This window comes from Pseudomonas sp. NFX183 (assembly GCF_047943075.1).
Lineage (GTDB): Bacteria > Pseudomonadota > Gammaproteobacteria > Pseudomonadales > Pseudomonadaceae > Aquipseudomonas.
Window position 1 is genome coordinate 3,031,275 of the sequence record NZ_CP181333.1, and the last position, 23,473, is coordinate 3,054,747.

A 23,473-nucleotide genomic window follows, 5' to 3' on the forward strand; every position below is an offset into this window, starting at 1 on the left:
GGAGCGGGCTTGCCCGCGATGAGGCCATCAGCCGCACCGCAAGATCTCAGTCGAACATGAACAGCGCATCGTTACTGAACTGCGCCTCAAACCGATTCGCCGGCATCGGCCGCCCAAACAGATACCCCTGCACTTCATCGCAGCCATGCTCGCGCAGGAAGTCCAGCTGCTCATGGGTTTCCACACCCTCGGCGATCACCGCCAGGTTCAGGCTGTGGGCCATGGCGATAATGGCGCGGGCGATTTGCGCGTCTTGCTCGCCGGAGGGCAGGCCATCGACAAAGGTGCGGTCGATCTTCAACACGTCGATGGGGAATTGCTTGAGGTAGTTGAGCGACGAATAACCCGTGCCAAAGTCGTCCACCGCGATGCTCAGCCCGAGGTTTTTCAGGCTGGCGAGGATCTGCATCGCTTCGTTGACTTCGCGCATCAGGATACTTTCGGTCAGCTCCAGCTCCAGGCACGCCGGCGGCAGGCCGGTGTCCCTGAGAATGGAGGCGATGCGCTCGCCCAGTTGGCCATCGGAGAACTGCCGCGCCGAGATGTTCACCGAGACTTTTGGCACCCGCACCTTGTTCTGGTGCCAGGTCTTGAGCTGGCGACAGGCCTCGCTGAGCACCCAGTCGCCCACGTCCACCACCAGTCCCAATTCTTCCAGCACCGGAATGAAATCACCTGGCGGCACCAGCCCGCGACGTGGGTGACGCCAGCGCAGCAGGGCTTCGGCGCCGGTCAAGCGTTTGCCATCGCCACTGAACTGCGGCTGGTAATACAGCACGAATTCGTTCTGATCCAGCGCGTGGCGCAGGTCGCTTTCCAGCTCCAGACGCTCCAGGGCGCTGGCGTTCATGTCCGCCTGGTAGAACTGGAAGTTGTTTTTGCCGCGTTCCTTGGCGTGGTACATCGCGGTGTCGGCGTTCTTCATCAACTGGCTCAGTTCGTTGCCGTCCTGCGGGCTCAAGGCGATACCGATACTGGCGGTCACAAAGAACTCGCGGCCTTCGAGCACAAACGGTCTCACCAGGCTGGCCAGGATCTGCTCGGCCACGTGAATCGCGCGGTTCAGCGCCATGTCGCGGCTCACCCGTGGTTGCAAGAGCAAGGTGAACTCGTCGCCGCCCATGCGCGCCACGGTGTCGTCCTCGGCCACGCAGCCCAGCAGGCGCGTGGCCATTTCCTTGAGCATGCGGTCGCCGGCGGCGTGGCCCAGGGAGTCGTTGATCGGCTTGAAACGGTCGAGGTCGAGGAACATCAATACCACCCACGACTTCTGCCGTTCCGCTGCCTGCAGGGCCGTGTGCAGGCGGTCCTGGAACAGCGTGCGGTTGGGCAGGTGGGTCAGGGCGTCGTAATACGCCAGGCGGTGGATGCGCTGCTCGCTGGCCTTGCGCTCACTGATGTCACTGAAGAAACACACGTAGCTGGCCAGGTCGCCTTCATCATCGAACACGGCGGTAATGCCCACCCACGCCGGGTAATGCTCGCCGTTGCGGCGCTTGAGCCACACTTCGCCTTCCCAGGTGCTGTGCTGGTGCAGTTGCTTGAGCACATAACGCAGGTGGGCTTCCTGTTGTTCGTCAACGGTGAGCATGTTCGGCAACTGGTCGAGCACATCCGCGACGGCATAGCCGCTGACCCGGCTGAAGGCCTCGTTGGCCTGCACGATATAACCGGCCGGGTCGGTGATCAGGATCGCTGAAGTGGAGTGTTCGAATACCGTGGCCGCCATGCGCAGGTCTTTTTCGGCGCGGCGTTGCTGGCTGATATCGCGGCCCACGCCGAGGATGCCTTCAAACGCGCCGTGTTCGTCCCACACCAGCACCAGTCGCAGCTCGATCGGCACCTTGCGGCCATCGGCGCGCAGGCAGTCGAACAGGAACAGCTGGGTTTGCACGTCATCACGCAGCTTATTCAGCGCCGCAGTGTCGCCCAGCGAGCGGCTGACCTGCTCCATCAGGCTGTAAATGCCGGACAGTTGTTGCGGGTTGGCGATGATCGACTGCCAGCCATTCTTGAACACCCAATCCACGTCATAACCCAGCACGGCATTGACCGACGGGCTGATGTAGTTGAGGGCCAACTGGCTGTCGGTGGAGCAAATCACGTCGCTGATGCTTTCAGCCAGCATGCGGTAGCGCTGCTCGCTGTCGCGCAGGGACTCGCTGGCTTCAATCTGATCGGTAATGTCTTTGGCCACGCCGATAATCCGCGTGACCACCGCCGTCTTGTCGCGGGCCAGGGCTTGCTCGCGGATATCGAAGCGGCGCCATTGGTTGTTGCGGTGCCGAAAGCGCAGTTGGCAATGCAGCTGAGTGGTGTAGCCGACTTCACGTTGTTGCTGGCGCAGGTCGTGGTAATACTGGGCATCGTCGGGGTGCAGCAGGATTTCCCAGAAGTACTCGCCCATTTGCGCCAGTTCGGCTCTGTTATAGCCGAGGGTGTGGCCCAAATGGTGGTTGCTGAAAATCATCCGCTGGCTGATCACGTCCTGCACATACAGGTGATCCGGCACGGTGCGCACCACGTCTGACCAGAAACGCTCACGCTCCACCAGCGACAGTTCGATCAGCTTGCGGCTGGTGATGTCACTGATACTGAGGATGACCGCCTTGAAGTCGTCTTGCTGCTCGGGAAGGCGCATCACCAGCCACAGGTACTGGTCGTTGCCGGCGAGGTCGTTGAGCTGAATTTCCAGCTCCAGCTGTTTTTGCTGGGTCAGTACGGCTTCCAGAACCTGATAACCGATGGCCGTGGCGTTGCGCGGGCAGTCATCGATCAGACGCTCCCAGGCTTGCTCGCAAGAACTGACGTTCAACAGGCGCACAGCCACCTGGTTGACCTCGGTGACGCGTAACTCTTTGAGCAGTTGCTGGCGTTCTTCGACGTGGGTGTGCAGCCAGGCCTGTAATTGCTCGCGGGTGCGCATGTTGGTTTTGTCGAAAAAGGCCTTCAACCCCGACAGATCGAGCACACAAAGCGCCACGCCGGTGCCTTCGAAAATATCCTGATAGCGGCGCCGGCCCTCATGCACCTGGCGCTGGCGACGACGCATGTTCAGCAGCACGATCACCGGGATCAGCGAAAAGGCCAGGCCCAGCAGGCATTTGCCGATGAAGGCCGGCAGCAGTTGCTCCAGCACGGCGCTGCGGTCGAACAGCCCGCGCAACTGCCAGTCACTTTTGCTCAGGGGCGTGACCAGTACGCTTTTGTTCAATTCGTCCGGGGTCAGCGCAGAGGCCCATTGCGCCGGCATGCCGCTGTCACGGCTGACCACGCGGTGGTTGAGGCGGTTCTCGATGGCCCACATCGGGCGCTGGCCCTCGCCGTCCTGGCGAGTCAGGTTGGTCAGGTAGTTGGGCGCCAGGCGCAGCGCCCAATACATCCGCGAGCCGCCGCTGGGCTGGTGCAGCAATAGATAGATGATCGTGCCGTCGGGGTTGTTGCTCAGGTAATAAGGTTGCGAGTGACTGCGCTGTACCAGCTCTTCAAGCCAGGCGCTGTCCTGGCTGTCTTTGGCGCTGTCGCTGATCATCGCGCCGCTGGGGGCGAGCAGGGCGACACTGCGCAGTTCCGGCAGCGAACGTTGCAAGGTGCGCACCAGCGCCTGTTGCTGTTCGTCGTTGCGCGGCGGCTCGACCATCGGCAGCAAATTCAGGGCAATTTTGGCGCTCAGGGCCATGTTCAAGCTGATCTGTTCAGCCAGGTCGGCGCTGTAGTCGATGGTGTATTGCTGTTGGTTTTTCTGGTTTTGCTGCAGTTGGTCCAGCAGTTGCCAGAACAATAACGCGAGCAGCAGCAGGACAAGCGTCGCCAATGCGCCTTTGAGGGTGCCGTGCAGGGGCGCTCCCGGCGCTATATGAGCGGCGCGCAGGGGAGTGGGCGGCGTGACTTTGGACAAGCTGTGATCCTGCGGTTTGGCTGGACTGGCGCGCGACGTGCACTATAAGCCGGACGCCCGGAGGGCGGCTAGCATGCCTTGACTTGTGGCAAAGTGCCAGCCCTGCCTGGCTGGACTGACCAAGCGCATTCAGGTAGCTTTGCCGGTTACGCGGGGGCGTTCCAGCCCCAGACATTCAGGCTTTTTGCGCACGAAGGCATTGACCACCGTCAACGGCCCGCGCGGCGCATGGCCTGCACGGGCTTCGCCCGCTCAATTCATCAGTCACTGACGCTAGGTTCACCATGGCTCAATACGTCTTCACCATGCATCGGCTGGGAAAAGTTGTTCCGCCGAAGCGGGAAATCCTGAAAAACATTTCGCTGTCCTTCTTCCCTGGCGCCAAGATCGGCGTGCTCGGCCTTAACGGTTCGGGTAAGTCCACGCTGCTGAAAATCATGGCCGGCGTCGACACCGAGTTCGAAGGCGAAGCCCGCCCGATGCCCGAGCTGAACATCGGCTACCTGCCGCAAGAGCCGATCCTGGACCCGACCAAGACCGTGCGCGAAGTGGTCGAAGAGGCCGTGAGCGTGATCAAGGACGCCCAGGCGCGTCTGGATGAGGTCTACGCCGCCTACGCCGAACCGGATGCCGACTTCGACAAACTGGCCGCCGAACAGGCCAAGCTCGAAGCCATCCTGCAGGCCGGCGACGGTCACAACCTGGAGCGCCAGCTGGAAGTCGCCGCCGATGCGCTGCGCCTGCCGGCGTGGGACGCCAAGGTCGAATTCCTCTCCGGTGGTGAAAAGCGTCGCGTGGCCCTGTGCCGCCTGCTGCTGTCGGCCCCCGACATGCTGTTGCTCGACGAACCGACCAACCACTTGGACGCCGATTCCGTCGCCTGGCTGGAACACTTCCTTCACGATTTCCCGGGCACCGTGGTTGCGATCACGCACGACCGGTACTTCCTGGACAACGTCGCCGGCTGGATTCTGGAACTCGACCGTGGCGCCGGTATCCCTTACGAGGGCAACTACTCCGGTTGGCTGGAAGCCAAGTCCGACCGTCTGGCCGCCGAATCCAAGCAGCAATCGGCCCACGAAAAAGCCATGAAGGAAGAACTGGAGTGGGTGCGCAAAGGCGCCAAGGCCCGCCAGTCCAAATCCAAGGCTCGTCTGCAACGCTTTGAAGAAATGCAGTCGCAGGAATTCCAGAAGCGCAGCGAAACCAACGAGATCTACATCCCGGCCGGCCCGCGCCTGGGTGACAAGGTCATCGAGTTCAAGAACGTCACCAAAGGCTATGGCGACCGCGTGCTGATCGACAACCTGTCGTTCTCCATGCCAAAAGGCGCGATCGTCGGCGTTATCGGCGGTAACGGTGCGGGTAAATCCACCCTGTTCCGCATGCTGATGGGCAAGGAAACCCCGGATTCGGGCACCATCGAAGTCGGCGAAACCGTGCAGCTGGCCTGTGTCGACCAGAGCCGCGAAGACCTGGATGGCAGCAAGACTGTGTTCCAGCAAATCTCCGACGGTTCCGACCAGATCCGCATCGGCAACTATGAAATCCCGTCGCGCACCTACGTCGGCCGTTTCAACTTCAAGGGCGGCGACCAGCAGAAGTTCGTCAAGGACCTGTCCGGTGGTGAGCGCGGCCGCTTGCACCTGGCCCTGACCTTGAAAGAAGGCGGCAACGTGTTGCTGCTCGACGAACCGTCAAACGACCTCGACGTTGAAACCCTGCGTTCGCTGGAAGAAGCCCTGCTGGACTTCCCGGGCGCCGCCATTGTGATCTCTCACGATCGGTGGTTCCTTGACCGCGTCGCGACCCACATCCTGGCGTACGAAGACGACTCCCAAGCGGTGTTCTTCGAAGGTAACTACACCGAGTACGAAGCGGACCGTAAAAAGCGCTTGGGCGAAGCTGCTGCCCAGCCGCACCGCGTGCGCCACAAAAAACTGGCCTGATTTGGGCTGGTTGGAAAAAACGGAGCCTTCGGGCTCCGTTTTTTTTTGCGTGTGATTCAGGTGCACGAGGTGGATTTATCGCAGGCAAGCCAGCTCCCACCTTTGACCGCATTTCAAATTGGAAACCCGATCAAATGTGGGAACTGGCTTGCCTGCGAAAGCGGTTTAACTGCTGGTGCATGCTCTGATTTGAAATCCCTTTTCTGGTGCAAAAAAGCCCAGTTATTTATATCCAATGCACCATTTAAATTCACAAAGGCGACATTTTGCGCTTTTCAGGTGCAACATGAATTGCTAAGGTCCGGCTCAATCTCCTTTAAAAATAATCAATTTGCCGAGACTTTTTCATGATCGAATCCGTTGAATCCTTCCTTGCCCGCCTTAAAAAACGCGACCCCGACCAGCCAGAATTCCACCAAGCCGTGGAAGAAGTCCTGCGCAGCTTGTGGCCGTTTCTTGAAGCCAACCCCCACTACCTGACCTCGGGCATTCTGGAGCGCATCTGCGAGCCGGAACGTGCGATCACCTTCCGGGTGTCCTGGGTGGATGATCACGGCAAGGTCCAGGTCAATCGCGGCTTTCGTATCCAGATGAACAGCGCCATCGGCCCCTACAAAGGCGGCTTGCGCTTTCACCCGTCGGTGAACCTGGGCGTACTGAAATTCCTCGCCTTCGAGCAGACGTTCAAAAACTCCCTGACCTCGCTGCCCATGGGCGGCGGCAAAGGCGGCTCGGACTTCGACCCCAAGGGCAAGAGCGACGCCGAAGTGATGCGTTTCTGCCAGGCGTTCATGAGCGAGCTGTACCGCCACATCGGCGCCGACGTGGATGTGCCGGCCGGCGATATCGGCGTGGGCGCGCGCGAAATCGGCTTCCTGTTTGGCCAGTACAAACGCCTCAGCAACCAGTTCACCTCGGTGCTGACCGGCAAAGGCATGACGTACGGCGGCAGCCTGATCCGCCCCGAGGCTACCGGCTTTGGCTGCGTGTATTTCGCCGAAGCAATGCTCAAACGCGACGGTCAGCGGGTTGAAGGCAAGCGCGTGGCGATCTCCGGCTCTGGCAACGTCGCGCAGTACGCGGCGCGCAAGGTTATGGACCTGGGCGGCAAGGTGATTTCCTTGTCTGACTCCGAAGGCACCCTGTACGCCGAAAGCGGGTTGACCGAGGCGCAATGGTCGGCCCTGCTGGAGCTGAAAAACGTGCAGCGCGGGCGCATCAGCGAACTGGCTTCCCGTTACGGCCTGGAATTTCGCGCCGGTAAAACGCCCTGGGAACTGGCCTGCGACATTGCCCTGCCATGCGCGACCCAAAACGAACTCGACGCCGACGCGGCGCGCACCCTATTGCGCAACGGCTGCCTGTGCGTCGCAGAAGGTGCCAACATGCCGACCACGCTTGCGGCTGTGGATATCTTTATCGAAGCCGGCATTCTGTTCGCCCCGGGCAAAGCCTCCAATGCCGGCGGAGTGGCCGTCAGCGGCCTGGAAATGTCGCAGAACGCCATGCGCCTGCTGTGGACCGCAGGCGAGGTCGACAGCAAGTTGCACAACATCATGCAGTCGATCCACCACGCCTGTGTGCACTACGGCGAAGAAAACGGCCGGGTCAACTACGTGAAAGGTGCAAATATCGCAGGCTTCGTAAAAGTCGCTGACGCGATGCTGGCCCAAGGCATCGTCTAAACCTCGGGCTCGACGCGCAGCACTTCGATCACTTGATCACCGACGGGGCGCTTCCACAGCACCTCGTCGCCCACCTCGGCGCCCAATAATGCGCGGCCCAGAGGCGAACCCCAGTTGATCAGATTGGCGGCGGCGTCGGCCTGGTCTTCACCCACCAACTGAATGCGCTGGTGTTCGTCCTGTTCGTTGGCAAAGGTGACCCAGCTGCCGATCTGCACCCTGTGGGTGGACGTCGCCGGTGCCACCACTTGGGCGCTTTGCACCCGCTGATTGAAGTAGCGCAGGTCCCGCTCAAGATCCGCCTGGCGCTGTTTGTCGTCCTTGGCAGACTCGAGGCTGTATTCGTGCTGCAACTGCGCGACCTTGGCCTGCAATTGCGCCAACCCTTGCGCGGTGAGGTGGTTGGGTTGCTCACTGACCTGGCGCTCTACCGGTTGGTCGGCCTGGGCGGCAGCGTTGTCTTCGTTAACAAAAGCTCGGCTCATGACAATCTCCTTCAATGGAGTTTGGGCCATGTTCGCCGCGCTTTAGTTTCGATGGATGTCTGAAAGCGACCTACTGCGCGCGATAAGCCTTGGCGGCGTCGCGGTCTTTTTCCTGCTGCCAGTCCCGTTCGCGGTCATCCCAGTGGTTGTCCTTGTAGTCGCGCAACTCTTCGTTCTCGCGCATGGCCTTGCACTGGCGAAAGCCGTCTTCCCAGCCTTCGGCGTACTGGCGGTCTTTCAGATACCGCGGCACGTTCTTGCGAAACTCCCCGCTGATCACACCGGCGGCCTGGCGACCGCTGCTGCAACCGTCATCAAAGCCATCGGCAAAAGCCGGTGGATAACCTTTGGCCAGCAAATCCTGGTGGGTTGATTGGCAACCTGACAACCACACTACCGCGCACAGCATTACCGCAGACCGCCACATGGCGTACTCCCTGACCGTTTCACGGCTGATAGGGTGAGTCTAGTCAGGGATTTGTCGGGCCGGTGTGAAAGAGAGGTGAGAAAGGTGTTGGGTTAAAGGGCCATTACGACGCGGCGAACAATATGCCTGGACCGCGCATTAGCTGTGCGAGATGGGCAAAGTCGTCGTGGACGACCTGACCCAAGCGATAACACCCGCCACCTAAAGCCTGACACCGCCACAGGTGCTGAACCGGCCTATGTGGCGAGCAGGCTTGTCCTGCGTTGGGCTGCGCAGCCGCCCTAATAAACAGGAACGCGGAGTATTTGATACTCCCCGACGATAGACTTGGGGCTGCTGCGCAGCCCAACGCGGGGCAAGCCCGCTCGCCACAGAGGGGGTTATGTCGCTTGGTTGGTTGTCAGCGCGGCATGCTCGGCCAACTCTTGCTGGATAAACGCCGCGATCATCGCGCGATATACCTGCTCAGTGACCTCGGGGTTGGCACCCACCGCCTCGGATAAACCCCGCACCTTGGCGATTACCTGTTCAACCCGCTGCGGCGCCTTGACGCCATCGGCGTCCTTTTTGAAGCGCGCTGCCTGGGAGACGTAATGGCCGCGCTCGGCCAGCAGCGTGACGATGTGTTGGTCGAGGCGGTCGATGTTTGCGCGGACTTCTTCGAGGGTGTTGCAGTTAACGGCCATGTTGATGAAACTCCTGATGGGTGGGCAATGCGATGTGCCTGAATGTACGCGAGCCAAATGTGGGAGCGGGCTTGCTCGCGAATGCGGTGGTTCATTCAATACATCATCGCCTGACCGAGCGCCATCGCGGGCAAGCCCGCTCCCACATTTGAGCTGCGGCGGGCAAGGGGAAGGGGTTCAGGTCTGGCACAAAACCAGTGTGGGAGCTGGCTTGCCTGCGAAGGCGGTGGGTCAGTCAGGCTGGTTGTTACTGATACACCGCGTTCGCGAGCAAGCCCGCTCCCACATTTGAGCTGCGGCGGGCAAGGGATTCAGGTCTGGCACAAAACCAGTGTGGGAGCTGGCTTGCCTGCGATGGCGGTGGGGCGGTCAGTCTGGTTGTTACTGATACACCGCTATCGCGGGCAAGCCCGCTCCCACATTTGAACTGCGGCGGGCAAGGGATTCAGGTCTGGCACAAAACCAGTGTGGGAGCTGGCTTGCCTGCGAAGGCGGTCGGGCAGTCAGTATTGTTGTTACTGATACTCCGCTTTCGCGGGCAAACCCGCTCCCACATTAGGTCTTCGCCCAATCTCACAGGTCAGTAGTGATACCACTTCACTTCGAGCAGCACTTCATTCACTGGCGTGGACAGGTGGCTGTACTCGCGCTGGGCGCTCAGGCGCAGGCCCAGGTTGCGCGACAATTCCCACTGCTGGTTCAGGCTGACACTGCGCCGCACTTCGCCATTGGTGAAGAAATCCCCTTTGGCTTCCAGGCTCATATTCCCCAGCGGGTTTTTCCACAGCACGCCGGTGTTGAACCCGGCAGCCGGGGAGATGGCTTCGCTGAAGTCGTTGTTGTGTTCCACGCGCACGGTGCCGAGGGCGAAGCCGAGCATGTCGTCGGTGAGTTGCCAGGTGCCGCCGGCGCCGCCGTTGACGTGGGCCACGAGGGTCTCGTCGTCGTGTTTGCCTGGCACGCGCTCCAGGCCGCCAGTCACTTGCCATGACCACGGCTGCAACAGGGCGTTGCGCGGGGTCAGGGAGCGGATGGTGGCCAGGTCCAGTTGCTGCAGTTGCCAGTGGTTGCCTTCGTACTGGCGCAGTTTCATCTGCAGGATTTCAATCTGCGCGCCCAGCGGGAAGCCTTCGGCATTGTCGTTGAGGTCGTGGTAGGCCATGCGTAGGCCGTATTCGCCGAAGGTCTTACTGCCACGGGTGCCGATGCCGGCCTGCCAGGTGCGCGACTCATGGCCGTCTTCCGGCAGGCCGGGGCGCTCGACGTTCAGGTCTGGCGCCGGGTTCTGGTTGATCGCGCGCAGCAGTTCGAAGCTGCGTTGCGAGCGTTCGGTGTCGCGCTCAAGACCATTGGCGCGGTAGCGACCCAGGCGATAGGCAGCGTCGATGATCAGCGCCTGGCGGTCGCGGGGCAGCGCCTTGAAGGCGGGCTCCTGCAGTTGCTTCTGGTCGTCGCTGATGTTCAGTACCCATTGCTGCTCATCACTGTCCAGCGGCTTGGCACGTTCGAGCAGTTCGCGTTCACGGGACGGGCGATAGTCGATCTTCTCCACCAGGCCAGCCTCTTTCACCGCCTTGACGGTGTCGGTGGGGATCGCCGTCAGCGGGAATTGCTCGGTCAGGCGCAGGCTTGGGCGCGCCACTTGCAGCAGCTCCAACAGGCGATACGAGCAGTTTTCGTCGAAGAAGAAGTAGTCGAACTGGATCTGCTTGAGCTCCCACACGTGCCGGACCATGCGTTCGGTCTCGACTTGGGTGAGGTTCAGGCGGTATTCCCACAGGTCGCGGTTCTCGAGGCTACGGTACTCCGAGAGTTTTTCCTGGTAGGGCACCAACGCAAACAGGCCCGGATAGCCGCCCATCAGGCCTTTCCAGGCGTAGAGAATGCTGTTGTCGGAGCCTTCGATGTAGGCACCGAAGTTGATCGCGTAGCTGAGCAGCGCGGTCTTGTCTCTTTGCACGTCAGCCTGGTCGATGCGCAGCAACGTGTGGCCGAACATCGACGACGGGCTGTTGAGGTAGGCCGCCGGGAAGATCATCACCGCGCTGTGGGGCGCGACGTCCTTGAACCACTGGGTGAATTCTTTGCACTCCAGGGTGGGCAAGTCGGTCAGCTGCAACTGTTCCTTGAGCCAGCGCGTACGTGCGGGGTAAACACATTGGGCGTGTTTTTCGCCGAGGCTGGCCGGGGCGTACAGCGCCTCTACGGTCGCCTTGAGTTCCTCGTCCGGGTGGTGGGCGCCATCAGGGGCGAGGAAGAATTTTTTGTCGCTGACATAGCTGCGCCAGCCCTTGAGCTTGCCGGCTTCGTAATGGCCCAGAGACAGCCAGAACGGATCGTTGGCCAATTGCTGCAAACGTTGATCATCAATATGCGGGGCCGCATACAGCGGGGCGCAGGCGAAGAGTGCCAACCAGGCAAAGCGTTTGAGCATAGGGGCAACTTAAGTCGGAAATAGTGAGACCCAAAGGGGAGGCGGGTCCAAAATAAAACCCGCGCCTCGAAAGGCGCGGGCGGGTCGAGCTTAAGCCTGGGTAGCGTATTTTGCCAGGCGGGCATCGCTTTTCAGTACAGCCAAGGTGTTGTTGTGCACGTCATCGGCGGTCACGTCAGCTTTGCTGAAGATCTGCTGGAAGTGCTCGTGGGTCACGGCCGCGAAGTGATCGCGATCTTCCGGTGCAACGCCCAGTACCACCGCGTAGGTGGTCAGCGCTTCGCCGTTGCCTTTGGCCATGTCTTCGGACAGCTCGTTCATCATGCCATTCATGGCAATCCAGGACTTGCCGCCGTAGGTCAGGGCGCTGTTGGTGCTGCAACCGTTGGTGCCCGAGGTCATGCCGAAAGTGGCGTTACCCGAGGTGCCGTTGGTGGTGGAAGCGAGGAAGTGAGCTGGAGTACCGCGCTGGCCTTCAAACAACATGTTGCCCCAACCGCAGTTCGGGCCACCTGGTGCTTCTGCCATTGCATTGAGGGAGACGACGGTGAAGAGAGTACCAAGAAGGATCCGTTTCATAGCTTTGTTCTCTTTGTGTGCAAACCAATGGACAAGGGTTCAGGCGCGTTGCAGCGCCCTAGGGGCCAGTTATTAGTCCAACCCGCGCAGTTTGGAGTTTAGGCACGTTCCTGGGGTTCCGTTATTTTTTATAAAACAATCGAAGTGATTGCGCACGGTTGTCGCGATTTTTTTGTAGGACGCCTCCCGTGTCTACGCTTTCCCACAGGCGCGCCTTGCCAGAGCGCGCAACCGAGAGCCAGAATGCCGTCATCTGCCCCGCCTGATGTAAGGAAGCCCGATGCCTGATCCTGTTGCTGCCAGCTTGCGTCTAGCGCCTGAAGCGCTGACTCGCCCTTTCTCCGCTGAACAGTTCAGCTTCTCGACCACCAATGATTTGGAGCCCTTTCGCGGTGTGCTTGGCCAGGAACGCGCAGTTGAAGCGTTGCAGTTCGGTGTGGCGATGCCACGCCCCGGTTACAACGTGTTTGTCATGGGCGAGCCTGGTACCGGCCGCTTTTCGTTCGTCAAACGCTACCTGAAAGCCGAAGGCAAACGCCTGCAGACCCCGTCGGACTGGGTCTACGTCAATAATTTCGATGAGCCGCGTGAGCCACGCGCCCTGGAATTGCCGGGAGGCGGCGCAGCGGCGTTCATCGCCGATATCAACGCTCTGGTCGACAACCTGGTCGCCACCTTCCCGGCGGTGTTCGAACACCCGACCTATCAACAGCGCAAAAGCGCCATCGACCGCGCCTTCAACCAGCGCTACGACAAGGCCCTGGACGTGATCGAGCGTCTGGCCCTGGAAAAGGACGTGGCGCTGTACCGCGACAGCACCAACATCGCGTTCACGCCGATGCTTGATGGCAAGGCGCTGGACGAGGCCGAGTTTTCGCAGCTGCCGGAAGCTGATCGTGAGCGCTTCCACACTGATATTTCCGAGCTGGAAGAGCGCCTTAACGAAGAGTTGGCCAGCCTGCCGCAGTGGAAACGTGAGTCCAACAACCAACTGCGCCAATTCAACGAAGAAACCATCACCCTGGCCCTGCAGCCTTTGCTGGCGCCGCTGTCGGAAAAGTACGCAGAAAACGCAGCGGTGTGCGGCTACTTGCAAGCCATGCAGGTGTACCTGCTCAAAACCGTGGTCGAGCAACTGGTGGATGATGCCAAAACCGACGCCCAGGCCCGCAAGCTGCTCGAAGAGCAATACTGCCCCAGCCTGGTGGTGGGCCACCCGGTCAACGGCGGCGCGCCGGTGGTGTTTGAGCCGCACCCGACTTACGACAACCTGTTTGGCCGGATCGAATACTCCACCGACCAGGGCGCGCTCTACACCACGTATCGCCAGTTGCGCCCCGGTGCGTTGCACCGTGCCAATGGCGGTTTCCTGATTCTGGAAGCCGAAAAAATGCTCGGCGAGCCGTTTGTATGGGACGCGCTCAAGCGCTCCCTGCAGTCGCGCAAGCTGAAGATGGAATCGCCGCTGGGCGAGCTGGGCCGTCTGGCCACGGTGACCCTCAACCCGCAGATGATTCCGTTGCAGGTCAAGGTCATCATCATCGGTTCGCGCCAGCTGTACTACGCGCTGCAGGACGCCGATCCGGACTTCCAGGAGATGTTCCGCGTCCTGGTGGATTTCGACGAAGACATCCCGATGGTCGACGAAAGCCTGGAGCAGTTTGCCCAGTTGCTTAAAACCCGCACATCGGAAGAAGGCATGGCGCCGTTGACGTCGGACGCGGTGGCGCGGCTGGCGACTTACAGCGCCCGCCTGGCCGAACATCAGGGGCGTTTGTCGGCGCGCATTGGCGACTTGTTCCAGCTGGTCAGTGAGGCGGATTTCATTCGCCACCTGGCGGGCGACGAGATGACCGACGCCGGGCATATCGAACGCGCGCTCAAGGCCAAGGCCACGCGTACTGGCCGTGTGTCGGCACGGATTCTCGACGACATGCTTGCCGGGGTGATCCTGATCGACACCGCCGGTGCGGCAGTCGGCAAGTGCAACGGGCTGACGGTGCTGGAGGTCGGCGATTCGGCGTTCGGCGTGCCGGCGCGGATTTCCGCCACGGTGTACCCGGGCGGCAGCGGCATCGTCGACATCGAGCGCGAAGTTAACCTCGGCCAGCCGATTCACTCCAAGGGCGTGATGATTCTCACCGGTTACCTGGGCAGCCGTTATGCCCAGGAATTCCCGCTGGCGATCTCGGCGAGTATCGCGCTGGAGCAGTCCTACGGTTATGTGGATGGCGACAGTGCTTCGTTGGGCGAGGCGTGCACCTTGATTTCGGCGCTGTCGAAGACGCCGCTCAAGCAGTGCTTTGCCATCACCGGCTCGATCAACCAGTTTGGTGAAGTGCAGGCGGTGGGCGGGGTCAACGAGAAAATCGAAGGCTTCTTCCGCCTCTGCGAAGCACGCGGGCTGACCGGTGAGCAGGGCGCGATCATCCCGCAGGCCAACGTCGCCACGCTGATGCTTGACGAGAAGGTGCTGCAGGCCGTGCGCGCCGGGCAGTTCCATATCTATGCCGTGCGTCAGGCGGACGAGGCGCTGAGCTTGTTGGTCGGTGAGCCCGCCGGTGAGCCGGACGAGGAGGGCCAATTCCCTGAAGGCACCGTGAATGCGCGCGTGGTAGAGCGTTTGCGCGCGATTGCCGAGATGATCAGCGAAGACGACTTGAAGGAAGCGGAAAAGGAGCTGGCACAGCAGGCGTTGGCGGAGGCCAAGCCCACCTGATGGTGCCCCGCGTTGGGTGGCGAAGCCGCCCCAATCCCGCCAGTCCAATCTGCCTGACAGATTGCAGTGGGCTTATTGGGGCTGCTTCGCAGCCCGACGCGGGGCAAGCCCGCTCGCCACAACATGCCCGCTGCCACGACGAGCGCGTTCGCCACAATTTTGACTCGCGTGTAGGGCCAACGCCCGTTGGTCCCTACACGCTTGGTTTGTACTGGTTTTCTTCTATTCTCACTTCAAGGGATATCCACAGGAGTCGCTGGACAGAGACAGCCTTGCCCTGCGCGAGGTTGAACACCGATCTACCGAGGGTCGCCGCCATGCCGCGCAACCTTTGCCTTACCCGCCAATGCCTGGGCCTGGTCACCCGTATCGAATGCTCCATTCGCCCTCTCGCCGGGGATAACGGGATGTGGACGCTGTTGTTTGCGGCCGGAATGACCGGCGAGCAGCCTTCCACCATCAAGTCTCAAGGCCCGTTCCATGGGCCCTTCGTGGCAGAAACCATTCTGAGGTCGATCGTCGAAAGCTTGACGCTGCACGGCTACGAGCTGGCGGACGACCCGCAGATCTGGTGCCTGCACCTGCAGGCACATCTGCGACAGCTCAATGGCGGGCGAGCCCAGACGCTCAGCGATACTCGCCACTGAGCGTTTATTTGCTGTCGGGCTTGTCCAGTTTGACCTCAAAGCCGTATTGCACGGTGTCGAGGTCGGTGCGCTGGTAGCTTTCCAGGCTGGTCGGCTGGCCGTAGAAATAGTGCACGTCAAACAACGCTGTGCCGTATTCCTCGGCACGGTGGCTGACGCCGAGAATTTCCTTCAGGTAGTTGCCGCTCGCATCCTTGGCGTAGAAGCGCCAGCTGTCGGCGGGAAATTCCTTTTGATCGACGATCAATGCGTTGTCCTTGAGCGACAGGCCCTTGGGCAGCTTGGCAACGTCAATCGTGGCTTTCTCGATGGTGGCAAGAAACAGCGGAATCGAGCCCACCGCAAACGCCGGGGTTTCCGGGAACAGGTTGAGATCGTAGGTGAGCGTGCCGGTGGCGGCGTTCAGCTCGAAGGCCTCGGCCGGCAGTTCGATGGGCTCGCCGCGTTCACCTTTGTCGTCCGCCGCAAAGAAGGTGATGGGCGCGTCGCTGTTGTTGCGATCGGCACCGACCAGGTCGTCATTGAAGGTGAACGGGTGGTCAAAGACGATCTTCGCAGCGCTGGCGTCTTCGGTTGATTGGCTGATCGTCACGCTGTTTTTCAGTTGGTCCTCCGTCATTGACGCGTCTTTGAGCCAGCTGGGAGCGCTGTCGTCATACACGGTGACCGGCATCGGCAAGGCTTGCACGGTCTTTTGCAGGCTGTTCTTGTCAAAACGCAGCACCGGCAGGTCGAGGTCCTTGCGGGTGACGGTGGCCTTGGAAAAATCCAGGACGTCGACCTGCAGGTTGTCGATCAGGCCATTGAAATAGACCTTGGCGTAGTGGCTGCTTTGTTTGTGCTCGAAGGCTTTTTGCTCGTCCGTCAGCTGTTTTTCAAAGGCATCCGACCAGGCTTTCTGTTTTTGCATCTCGGCCAATTGTTTCTCGTAAAACGCCACTTGCGCGGCGTTTTCATTGATCGAGCCTGAGCGAGTGAGAAATTGCCCGGTGCTGTCGCGCGCCTGCACCAGCAATGGGTTTGGCGATTCGTCGCCGACTTCCGGCGCCAGGGGCTCGCTGTTGGTCAGCTCGATCTCGGCGTAGTTTTTCTCAAGCAGCAGCAGGTTGAGGGTGATGTTGCCCTCGGTGCGTTTGTGGCCGACGTCTTTTTTCGACAAATCGAAGGTCAGCACTTTGCCCGGCGCCACCACCTCGACCGCGCCCTTGAGGCTGACGGGCTGCGGCTGGCTCTTGTTCTCGGTCTCTACGCCCTCGATGAACGGGTAAGTCACCGTCAGGTCGTCGGGGTTGGTCAGGTTGGAACTGCTCGGGCTGAGCTGGATACCCGGGTCGGTTTCCGACCATTCGGGCTGAAAGGGAATGACCCTGTTGTTGCTCAACGTCACCGACTGCCATTCAAGGCCGTGGGGGAAAGGGAATTGGTCCGGGGTGTTGAAGTTAAAGGGGAACACCGGCTGCAAATCGGTCAGGTAGTCGGAATGCGAGGCTTTGCGCAGCACGAACAGGCCATTGATGTAGGTGTCCACCAAGGCCTGGGGCGTGGTGTAGTGCTTGAGCAGGGCCAGGGTGTCTTCGCCGTATTCGGCTTCGATGGGCTTGTTGGCGAGCTTGACCCGCGCCCGTTCCAGCAACAGCAGCGAGCCACCAAGGTCGGCGATGGCGTCTCTTAGCTTGGGGTCTTGAATGCTGTCCAGCGATTGTTCGAACTTCGCGGTTTTCTCTTCGAGGGTGACCTGCTTCTGCTCTTCTTTGGGCGAGCAGCCGCCAGCCATCAGCAACACCGCACACAGGCCGAAACTGGCCAAAGGGGATCGCACATCCATTATTCGAGTCTTCCTGTTCGTCAGCATCGAGCCGATTTGATGGGCTCGACACTAGCAGAAAAATTCTCTTACAGATGCCGCTCAGGTCAGTTTTCTCGCGGTTACAGGTGTTTGGTAGCGGCTGGTATACTCGCGGCCATTTTTAGCCAGGCTGTGTGAGATTCAATGGAACGCTTTATCGAAAATGCCATGTACGCTTCGCGATGGCTGCTGGCGCCGATTTATTTCGGCTTGTCCCTGGGGTTGCTGGCGCTGGCGCTGAAGTTCTTCCAGGAAGTGATTCACCTGCTGCCGAGCGTGTTCTCGATGGCCGAGTCCGACCTGATCCTGGTGCTGCTGTCGTTGATCGACATGGCCCTGGTCGGCGGCTTGCTGGTGATGGTGATGATTTCCGGCTACGAGAACTTCGTCTCGCAGCTGGATATCGATGAGAGCAAGGAAAAGCTCAACTGGCTGGGCACCATGGACTCTTCATCGCTGAAGATGAAAGTAGCGGCGTCTATCGTGGCGATCTCGTCCATTCACCTGCTGCGCATCTTCATGGACGCCAAGAACGTCGATCCGCAGCATTTGATGTGGTACGTGATCATCCACATGACCTTTGTGATCTCGGCGTTCGCCATGGGTTACCTGGACAAGCTGACCAAGCACTGATGCCCCGCGCCAGCCTTACTGCTCGACGAAGTAGTAAGGCTGACGGTTGATCGAGATTTCCTTGATCACCGTGACCTTCTCTGCCAACTGCTCCGTGCGGTCCAGCAACGCGATGTTGCCGGGCTTGGCCGTGAGATAGCTGCGCAACTCAGCTTCGGTTTGCAGGATCGGCAAGTAGGCCTGCAGATAGAACACGCTGGCCCCGGCGATGCGTTCGTTGGGCTGGAACAGCACCACATCCTTGCCTTGGGCCTGGTAGGCCTGAACCTGACTGATAACGGGCACAAACGACTGGCGCACGTCGGCTTTGGGCGCAAACCAGAACGCTGCCGTCAGGTAGCAGGCGATCGCCAACGTGAAAACCCCGCCGATCACGCCACGGTGATAGCGGTACAGCGCCGGCCTGTTCGCTTTGAGCCACTCCAATAACACCCCGGCGTATTCTGCTGCGAGTACGGCGGCGGCAGGTGTCAGGGCCATCAGGTAAACCACGCGCTTGCTCGAAGCCAGGGTCAGCAGGGTGAACTGCGCCACCAGCCACACGCTGAAAAACAGCCGGTAGCGGTTACGCACCAGGCTTTTGCGAAAGTGCCACAGGCCCAGGTACACCAGGATGTTCCACGGCAGGAAGGCCTCAGGCAGTTTGGCGATGTAGTAATAGAAGGGCTCGTAGTGCCCGGCCTCGACAAACGAACCGCTGAAACGCCCGACGCTGTTGGTCCACAGCACTTCGGCCACAGCCTGCATGCCGCCGCGCTGGAACAGGAAGCCCAACCAGATGAGCAACGGCACCAGGGCCAGCAGCGTGAACAGCGCTGGCTTGAGCCAGTCGCCAATGCGCACACGCTTATCCATCATGCTGGTGCTGGCCAGGTACACAAAGATCACAATGCCCGGCATCGCCAGGCCCAGTACGCCTTTGCTCAGGGTCGCGATGACCATGCCGACGGTGAACAATGCCCAGGCCCACGTACTTGAACCTTCGCGGTCCGGCCGCACCGCTTGGTAGAACGCCAGCAGCGCGGTGGTCACGCCGAGGCTGAGCAGCGAGTCTTCACCCACGCCCCGCACGTTGCCCCAGTAACTGGCCATGGTTGCCAGAATCAGCGCTGCGCAGAATGCCATTGGCTTGGGCCGCCCAAACTTGCGCAGCATCGCGTAAAACAGCATCACGCTGAACAGGCCGGCAAATGCCGACGCCAGGCGCACGGCCCACGTCGTGCCGCCGAACAGGCGAATGGCGCCGGCGTCCAGCCATAGGCTCAGCGGCGGTTTTTCCAGGAAAGGTTCGCGGAACAGCCGCGGGATGACCCAGTCATTGTCCAGGTGCATGGCCATGGCGATCCCGGCGACGCGGGCTTCGGTGGAGCCTTGCAGCTCATGGCCACCCAAGGCAAAGAAGAACAACACACCAGCGAGAAGGAGCAGCAGAGGAGCGGGACGCGTCATGGTTTCTGGCTACCGGAGCAAGGGACCGTTCGGGGGAACGGCCGTGGCGATCGGCTAGTATCTGCCAGCACTTCTGAACATTTCATGAATGAGTGTCAGTTTTTTGTAAGGCTGGCTGGCGTGCAACTCAGGGCAGTTTCAAACTTGGCACGGCTGCCTTGCCTTGCGCTGTGAGTACCGGTTCCAACTGCTCCCAGGTGAAGGACAAGTCGTTGTCGCAGCCGTCTCCCGTGGCCGGTGTCGAGAGTTGCAGGCCTTGGGTGTTGAAGCTCAGGTCAAAGGAGGAATAGCGGCTGATGGCCGGGCAGCCCTCGTCAGTGGTGGTTTGCGTGGTCAGCCAGCGGCTGAATGCGCTGGGCAGCTTGATTTGGCCGGAGTACGGGCTGTCCCATTCTTCGCGCCCACCCAGCCAGGTCCACGGGTCTACGCTGTCGCCGGTTTGCAGGTTCCAGCTGTGCAAGCCCCAACTGATGCCGCCGCGACCGTAACCGGCTGTCCAGCGGTAAAACCGCACGGTGATCCACTGTGACGACCAGTAGAAGGGCTCTACGGTGATTTCACTGGTTGAGGTGCTGCCGCTCTGATCCAGGGCGTTGCGCCGCTCGCGGTAGAAGTCTGCCTGGCCGTCGGGGTTGACTGCCAGGCGCGCCAGGTCGCGGTTGATCTTCTCGATCGCCGGCCCGTCGCCTTCGAGCTTCAAGGTGACCTGCCCACCCTGGGTTTTCACTTGGTAGGCGTGCTCGGCGAACGTCTTCTTCTCGATCATCACCGCCGGCGGCACCGCCTCGAGCGGGTTGTTATAGGTGTCGCTGGCGCAGCTGTCCGAATCCGCCCGCTTGAGCGCCAATGCCAGGCTTTTACCGCCCAGTGTTTTACTCCAGGTTCCCGTCAGCGTGTCGCCTTGCGGTTCGTCCAGTTGCCAGAAACCGGTATTGCCCTCTTCGGCCCACGGCTCGCTGGCGTTGGCTTGGGTCAGCTGGATGGGGGTGAGAATGCGCTGGTAGTAATAACTGCCATTGGCCCCGTGAGTCCCGTTGAAACAGGCCGTAATGGAGGACTTGCCCAGCGTGCCTTTCCAGACACCTGCCAGGTCGGCAGCAGAGACGAGCAACGGCGCGCAGGCGAGTGCGAGGACAGCGAGAGGCTTGAGCACGGGTATCGGACTTCCGGTTGTCTGATAAAGGCCGTCAGGGTAATGGGAAGTGTGAGGGGTTTCCAGAGGGCGAGGCGTTGTGAGGCGGCTCGCCCTTTTGACGTCGCTTAGGGCTGAGGCGTGTGGCTGGGGAAGGGGAGGGTATTCAACACACGGTCGATGAGTAGCTCGCCTAAAACGGTCAATTGCTGAGCGGCCAGCAGCGTGTGGCGATGCGAGCCTTCAAGCTTGAAGGCCAGGTCTGTGGTCATGGCGTTCAGGGAGGCGAGGGTTTCGCTGGCTTGGATCAGCAGGGTTTCGGGATCGACGCCTTCAGTAATTGTGAAGAGCGTTGTTGGAGGATTGGGGGTGATTTTTTTCATGGCGCAAACTCCTTGATTGATGGAGTCGCCAGGCATCGCTGCTAAACGAAAAGGGTGGCGACTGTACGCGGGTTAGCAGACCAGGAATCAAGGAACCCAGCGCACCCGAAAGTGCCCCACGCACAGCCGCCATAATGCAGTCCAGCAGATGCTGGGCAGGTGGTGGCGTTGCAGGCCTTGATATTAACCGAGCTGCTAAACCCGGTCGCTGATTTTGCAGCGACTGGGGGAGGTTAGCGGGGAGGGGAAAGCGCGGCCAGTTCACCGACAGCGCGACATATTGAAGGAAAAATCCGAAGGCCCGCTGGCTGGGCTTTCCATCCTCCAGAAACAACAAAACCCGCACTGGGCGGGTTCTGTTGATGCTTCGAATTGGCCGGAATCACCACCTGGCCATCGCCATCGCCGCGCAACCAATCATCCGGTTGTACCCGCACGCCGCCCAGCGTCACGGGCGCCTGGATCGCCTTAACACGCACCCGATCCTTTCCGGTGCGCGTCCAGTTACCCCAGGAAAAAATCGGGTAATTAAGCTCCAGCGCACGGTCGACATCGCTGCAGATACCGTCAATCACCGTCCCGGCCAACTGCTTACGGGCGGTGGTAGAGGTCAGCAAGTCGCTCAATGGTGGTATCGAGCCGCGCCTGGTTGTCGATCACCACCACCTCGCATTGCTGAGGTCGGTGCAACTCAGGGCGTTGAGACGGGTAAAAATAGAGGTTTGCATGGTGTGGCCTTCCTTGTGTCCGATAGGTTAACGCACGCTGGCGGCGTTACTGAATGCATGGATCTTGTCGACGATCTGGCGCGATGCCGTCCTGATTGCCGTGGTGGTATTGCCGGCGATATGCGGCGTTAATTGCGCGCAGGGAATGCCGGTCAGTGGCGAGTCGAACCGGTCCTTTTCCAGGGCAAAGGTATCGATGGCGACCGCCTTGATATGCTTGGGAAACTGACGCATGAAGGCTGCCAGCTGGTGTTCGTCGACGATCCCGCCGCGTGCGGTATTGATCAGGATTGAACCTGGGCGCATCTGCCGGAACTCGGCAGTGCCGAACAAGCCTCGGGTCAGCGTGGTGAGCGGGACGTGGATCGAAACGATGTGCGCCTCGGCCAGTAACTGCGCAAGGTTTGCTCGTCGCTCAAGCTCAAGGCTGCGTGCCATCGGTTCGGTGAAACGCTCCGACCCGGTGGCGATCACCTTGATGCCCAGCGCCGCCGCCTTGCGTGCCACCTGCCGGGCAATGCTGCCGGTGCCCACCAGCCCAAGCGTGAGTTCGGCGTATTCGGGGCTAGGTGCCAAGGTGCCTTTTGCCCAATGGCCGTTGTGGGTTTGGGCGTTGTAGTAATCCAGGTCGCGAGACAGAAACAGCGTCTGGGCCACGACGTACTCGGCAACCGCGGCCGCGTTGGAACCTGGCGTGTTGAGTATCGCCACGCTGCGCTGCTCGCACTCAAGCCGATCAATATGATTAACCCCGGTGCCGGCCTGGGCAATAGCGCGCAGTGGCGTGGCCAACGCGGGCGAGCTGGCGGCGCGGATCAGGCTGGCGCCCAGGGGGATGTTCAAGCGCGTCTTGAACACGCTGTAACCCCCGGCCCGACTCACGGCGGCAATAAAGGCCGGCTCGTCGTGGCAGTTGATCTCGGCATACTGAATGCGCGTGGTGTAGTGCTGCCGGATGCGCTCTTTGTCCGCGAAATAGTGCAGGTTGAGGGTGACGGCCAGACCCAGCTCAAGAAAGCGATCAACTTCCTCAAACAGTAACGGTGGGCCGGGGGCATCGAGTATCAGGGTAGTAAATGCCATACAGTTGATCCTCTTGGAGGGTAGCGCCTGCCAATACCCAGGTTGCCCTGGGTATTGGGGCTGATCACCAGGTGAAATGGCGGGCGCTGATGGGATCGACCAGACCTGCATCGGTACTCACGGCCGCGAGGAACCCGCTGTAGAAATCATTCAGCGATGAAGACTGGATGAACTCGGGATTGCTCTTGGCGTAGATAAGAAACAACCGATAGATTCTCAGGTTCTTTTCCTTGCGGTAGACCTCTGCCTTGAGGCTAGGCCACAGGTTGAGCAAGCTGCCTTGTCCAGACACGACAGCGTATCGATTTCGGCGTAGATCCTCAGGCAGGCGCGAGTGTGCGGGGTTTGCGAAGCATCATCCGTGTTTGCCTTGAGTGCGTGCTCCAATGCTCGCCATAAAACGTCATACAGTAACGCGGGGTTGGTATGGCCGATTGACGGGCGAGTTGATGCATTTTCCAGTATGGAGTTGATCACATGATTCATGGGTTCAAGCCTCGATAATTACAAATCCCTTATTTGCATTGCGCCAAACAGGCACAAGCAAAATCATCAATGTCCCAGGCTTAACCCACTGCGTCGCAACGAACGGAACTCACCTGTTCGCCGACAGAAAGCCCCCCTTGTCGGTACCGAAAAACGGCAAAAGCTGAAACAACTTGTTACATCTGTCAGCAATAAAGCATGCCCTCGTTTTCTCGACAAAAGTC

General features: G+C 60.3%; 19 protein-coding genes and 1 pseudogene. 7 read left to right on the forward strand and 13 right to left on the reverse strand.

The genetic code is table 11. The features are described 5' to 3' along the window. Window positions 1-46: 46 nt before the first annotated feature. A complete protein-coding gene (locus ACM530_RS14020) occupies window positions 47-3,898 on the reverse strand; it encodes an EAL and GGDEF domain-containing protein (protein ID WP_416364979.1) in 3,852 nt (1,283 codons plus the stop codon). A 284-nt stretch (window positions 3,899-4,182) separates the two neighbouring features. Here ACM530_RS14020 and ettA point away from each other — a divergent pair, with 284 nt between their 5' ends. From ettA to gdhA, 3 genes are all read left to right on the forward strand, one after another. Further along, on the forward strand, window positions 4,183-5,847 hold the full coding sequence (gene ettA / locus ACM530_RS14025) for an energy-dependent translational throttle protein EttA (protein ID WP_053137900.1): 1,665 nt from the start codon (window positions 4,183-4,185) through the stop codon (window positions 5,845-5,847). 69 nt (window positions 5,848-5,916) lie between these two features. Further along, a complete protein-coding gene (locus ACM530_RS14030) occupies window positions 5,917-6,198 on the forward strand; it encodes a hypothetical protein (protein WP_416364980.1) in 282 nt (93 codons plus the stop codon). After that, complete coding sequence (gene gdhA / locus ACM530_RS14035) at window positions 6,195-7,532, forward strand: NADP-specific glutamate dehydrogenase (RefSeq protein WP_145162213.1); 1,338 nt, start codon at window positions 6,195-6,197, stop codon at window positions 7,530-7,532. Before ACM530_RS14030 ends, gdhA begins: the two co-directional genes overlap by 4 nt. On the opposite strand, the gene ACM530_RS14040 is transcribed toward gdhA, so the two are convergent. Then, window positions 7,529-8,017 (reverse strand): GreA/GreB family elongation factor, encoded by a 489-nt coding sequence (locus tag ACM530_RS14040; protein ID WP_145162211.1) that lies wholly within the window; start codon window positions 8,015-8,017, stop codon window positions 7,529-7,531. The two genes, gdhA and ACM530_RS14040, sit on opposite strands and share 4 nt — an antisense overlap. A 70-nt stretch (window positions 8,018-8,087) precedes the next feature. After that, window positions 8,088-8,444: a hypothetical protein gene (locus tag ACM530_RS14045; RefSeq protein WP_242200372.1), complete on the reverse strand. Its 357-nt coding sequence runs from the start codon at window positions 8,442-8,444 to the stop codon at window positions 8,088-8,090. 109 nt (window positions 8,445-8,553) lie between these two features. Between ACM530_RS14045 and ACM530_RS14050 the strand changes: the two are divergent. Continuing rightward, window positions 8,554-8,649, forward strand: a pseudogene (locus tag ACM530_RS14050) (DUF3077 domain-containing protein); the annotation flags it as partial. Window positions 8,650-8,824: 175 nt separating this feature from the next. Here the strand turns inward: ACM530_RS14050 and ACM530_RS14055 are convergent. The 3 genes from ACM530_RS14055 to ACM530_RS14065 all read right to left on the reverse strand — a co-directional run bounded on the left by ACM530_RS14055 (window position 8,825) and on the right by ACM530_RS14065 (window position 12,143). Next, window positions 8,825-9,130 carry a chorismate mutase gene (locus ACM530_RS14055; RefSeq protein WP_416364981.1) on the reverse strand — a complete coding sequence of 102 codons (306 nt, stop codon included), beginning with the start codon at window positions 9,128-9,130 and terminating at the stop codon, window positions 8,825-8,827. 580 nt (window positions 9,131-9,710) lie between these two features. Continuing rightward, complete coding sequence (locus ACM530_RS14060; protein WP_416364982.1) at window positions 9,711-11,564, reverse strand: DUF4105 domain-containing protein; 1,854 nt, start codon at window positions 11,562-11,564, stop codon at window positions 9,711-9,713. Window positions 11,565-11,654: 90 nt separating this feature from the next. Next, entirely contained in the window at window positions 11,655-12,143 is a 489-nt protein-coding gene (locus ACM530_RS14065; RefSeq protein ID WP_083356699.1) for a DUF3015 domain-containing protein, read from the reverse strand. Between the two features lie 280 nt (window positions 12,144-12,423). Here ACM530_RS14065 and ACM530_RS14070 point away from each other — a divergent pair, with 280 nt between their 5' ends. Continuing rightward, on the forward strand, window positions 12,424-14,862 hold the full coding sequence (locus tag ACM530_RS14070; protein WP_145162203.1) for a Lon protease family protein: 2,439 nt from the start codon (window positions 12,424-12,426) through the stop codon (window positions 14,860-14,862). A gap of 317 nt (window positions 14,863-15,179) precedes the next feature. Next, complete coding sequence (locus ACM530_RS14075) at window positions 15,180-15,509, forward strand: hypothetical protein (RefSeq protein WP_416364983.1); 330 nt, start codon at window positions 15,180-15,182, stop codon at window positions 15,507-15,509. A 4-nt stretch (window positions 15,510-15,513) separates the two neighbouring features. Here the strand turns inward: ACM530_RS14075 and ACM530_RS14080 are convergent, their stop codons facing one another. Further along, window positions 15,514-17,334: a hypothetical protein gene (locus ACM530_RS14080; protein WP_416364984.1), complete on the reverse strand. Its 1,821-nt coding sequence runs from the start codon at window positions 17,332-17,334 to the stop codon at window positions 15,514-15,516. Window positions 17,335-17,499: 165 nt separating this feature from the next. Here ACM530_RS14080 and ACM530_RS14085 point away from each other — a divergent pair, with 165 nt between their 5' ends. Continuing rightward, window positions 17,500-17,988, forward strand: a complete 489-nt coding sequence (locus tag ACM530_RS14085; protein WP_106579278.1) for a TIGR00645 family protein — start codon at window positions 17,500-17,502, stop codon at window positions 17,986-17,988. 15 nt (window positions 17,989-18,003) lie between these two features. On the opposite strand, the gene ACM530_RS14090 is transcribed toward ACM530_RS14085, so the two are convergent. From ACM530_RS14090 to ACM530_RS14115, 6 genes are all read right to left on the reverse strand, one after another. After that, window positions 18,004-19,437 (reverse strand): ArnT family glycosyltransferase, encoded by a 1,434-nt coding sequence (locus tag ACM530_RS14090; protein ID WP_416364985.1) that lies wholly within the window; start codon window positions 19,435-19,437, stop codon window positions 18,004-18,006. A 127-nt stretch (window positions 19,438-19,564) separates the two neighbouring features. Continuing rightward, window positions 19,565-20,590: a hypothetical protein gene (locus tag ACM530_RS14095; RefSeq protein WP_145162190.1), complete on the reverse strand. Its 1,026-nt coding sequence runs from the start codon at window positions 20,588-20,590 to the stop codon at window positions 19,565-19,567. Window positions 20,591-20,697: 107 nt separating this feature from the next. Continuing rightward, window positions 20,698-20,952, reverse strand: a complete 255-nt coding sequence (locus ACM530_RS14100; RefSeq protein WP_145162187.1) for a DUF6124 family protein — start codon at window positions 20,950-20,952, stop codon at window positions 20,698-20,700. 233 nt (window positions 20,953-21,185) lie between these two features. Beyond that, window positions 21,186-21,578 carry a hypothetical protein gene (locus ACM530_RS14105; RefSeq protein ID WP_256676457.1) on the reverse strand — a complete coding sequence of 131 codons (393 nt, stop codon included), beginning with the start codon at window positions 21,576-21,578 and terminating at the stop codon, window positions 21,186-21,188. A gap of 129 nt (window positions 21,579-21,707) precedes the next feature. Then, the gene (locus ACM530_RS14110; protein ID WP_145162184.1) at window positions 21,708-22,763 is read right to left on the reverse strand and encodes an NAD(P)-dependent oxidoreductase; all 1,056 of its coding nucleotides are present in this window, start codon (window positions 22,761-22,763) and stop codon (window positions 21,708-21,710) included. 64 nt (window positions 22,764-22,827) lie between these two features. Continuing rightward, window positions 22,828-23,055, reverse strand: a complete 228-nt coding sequence (locus ACM530_RS14115) for a hypothetical protein (RefSeq protein ID WP_256676456.1) — start codon at window positions 23,053-23,055, stop codon at window positions 22,828-22,830. Window positions 23,056-23,473 lie beyond the last annotated feature (418 nt).

Excerpts from the sequence above, each read along its gene's own strand:
- ACM530_RS14100 (WP_145162187.1), bottom strand. The coding sequence starts at position 20,952 with ATGAAAAAAATCACCCCCAATCCTCCAACAACGCTCTTCACAATTACT.
- gdhA (WP_145162213.1), top strand. The coding sequence starts at position 6,195 with ATGATCGAATCCGTTGAATCCTTCCTTGCCCGCCTTAAAAAACGCGAC.
- ACM530_RS14075 (WP_416364983.1), top strand. The coding sequence starts at position 15,180 with ATGCCGCGCAACCTTTGCCTTACCCGCCAATGCCTGGGCCTGGTCACC.
- ACM530_RS14060 (WP_416364982.1), bottom strand. The coding sequence starts at position 11,564 with ATGCTCAAACGCTTTGCCTGGTTGGCACTCTTCGCCTGCGCCCCGCTG.
- ACM530_RS14065 (WP_083356699.1), bottom strand. The coding sequence starts at position 12,143 with ATGAAACGGATCCTTCTTGGTACTCTCTTCACCGTCGTCTCCCTCAAT.
- ACM530_RS14090 (WP_416364985.1), bottom strand. The coding sequence starts at position 19,437 with ATGACGCGTCCCGCTCCTCTGCTGCTCCTTCTCGCTGGTGTGTTGTTC.
- ACM530_RS14070 (WP_145162203.1), top strand. The coding sequence starts at position 12,424 with ATGCCTGATCCTGTTGCTGCCAGCTTGCGTCTAGCGCCTGAAGCGCTG.
- ACM530_RS14055 (WP_416364981.1), bottom strand. The coding sequence starts at position 9,130 with ATGGCCGTTAACTGCAACACCCTCGAAGAAGTCCGCGCAAACATCGAC.
- ACM530_RS14085 (WP_106579278.1), top strand. The coding sequence starts at position 17,500 with ATGGAACGCTTTATCGAAAATGCCATGTACGCTTCGCGATGGCTGCTG.
- ACM530_RS14045 (WP_242200372.1), bottom strand. The coding sequence starts at position 8,444 with ATGTGGCGGTCTGCGGTAATGCTGTGCGCGGTAGTGTGGTTGTCAGGT.
- ACM530_RS14080 (WP_416364984.1), bottom strand. The coding sequence starts at position 17,334 with ATGGATGTGCGATCCCCTTTGGCCAGTTTCGGCCTGTGTGCGGTGTTG.
- ACM530_RS14110 (WP_145162184.1), bottom strand. The coding sequence starts at position 22,763 with ATGGCATTTACTACCCTGATACTCGATGCCCCCGGCCCACCGTTACTG.
- ACM530_RS14040 (WP_145162211.1), bottom strand. The coding sequence starts at position 8,017 with ATGAGCCGAGCTTTTGTTAACGAAGACAACGCTGCCGCCCAGGCCGAC.
- ettA (WP_053137900.1), top strand. The coding sequence starts at position 4,183 with ATGGCTCAATACGTCTTCACCATGCATCGGCTGGGAAAAGTTGTTCCG.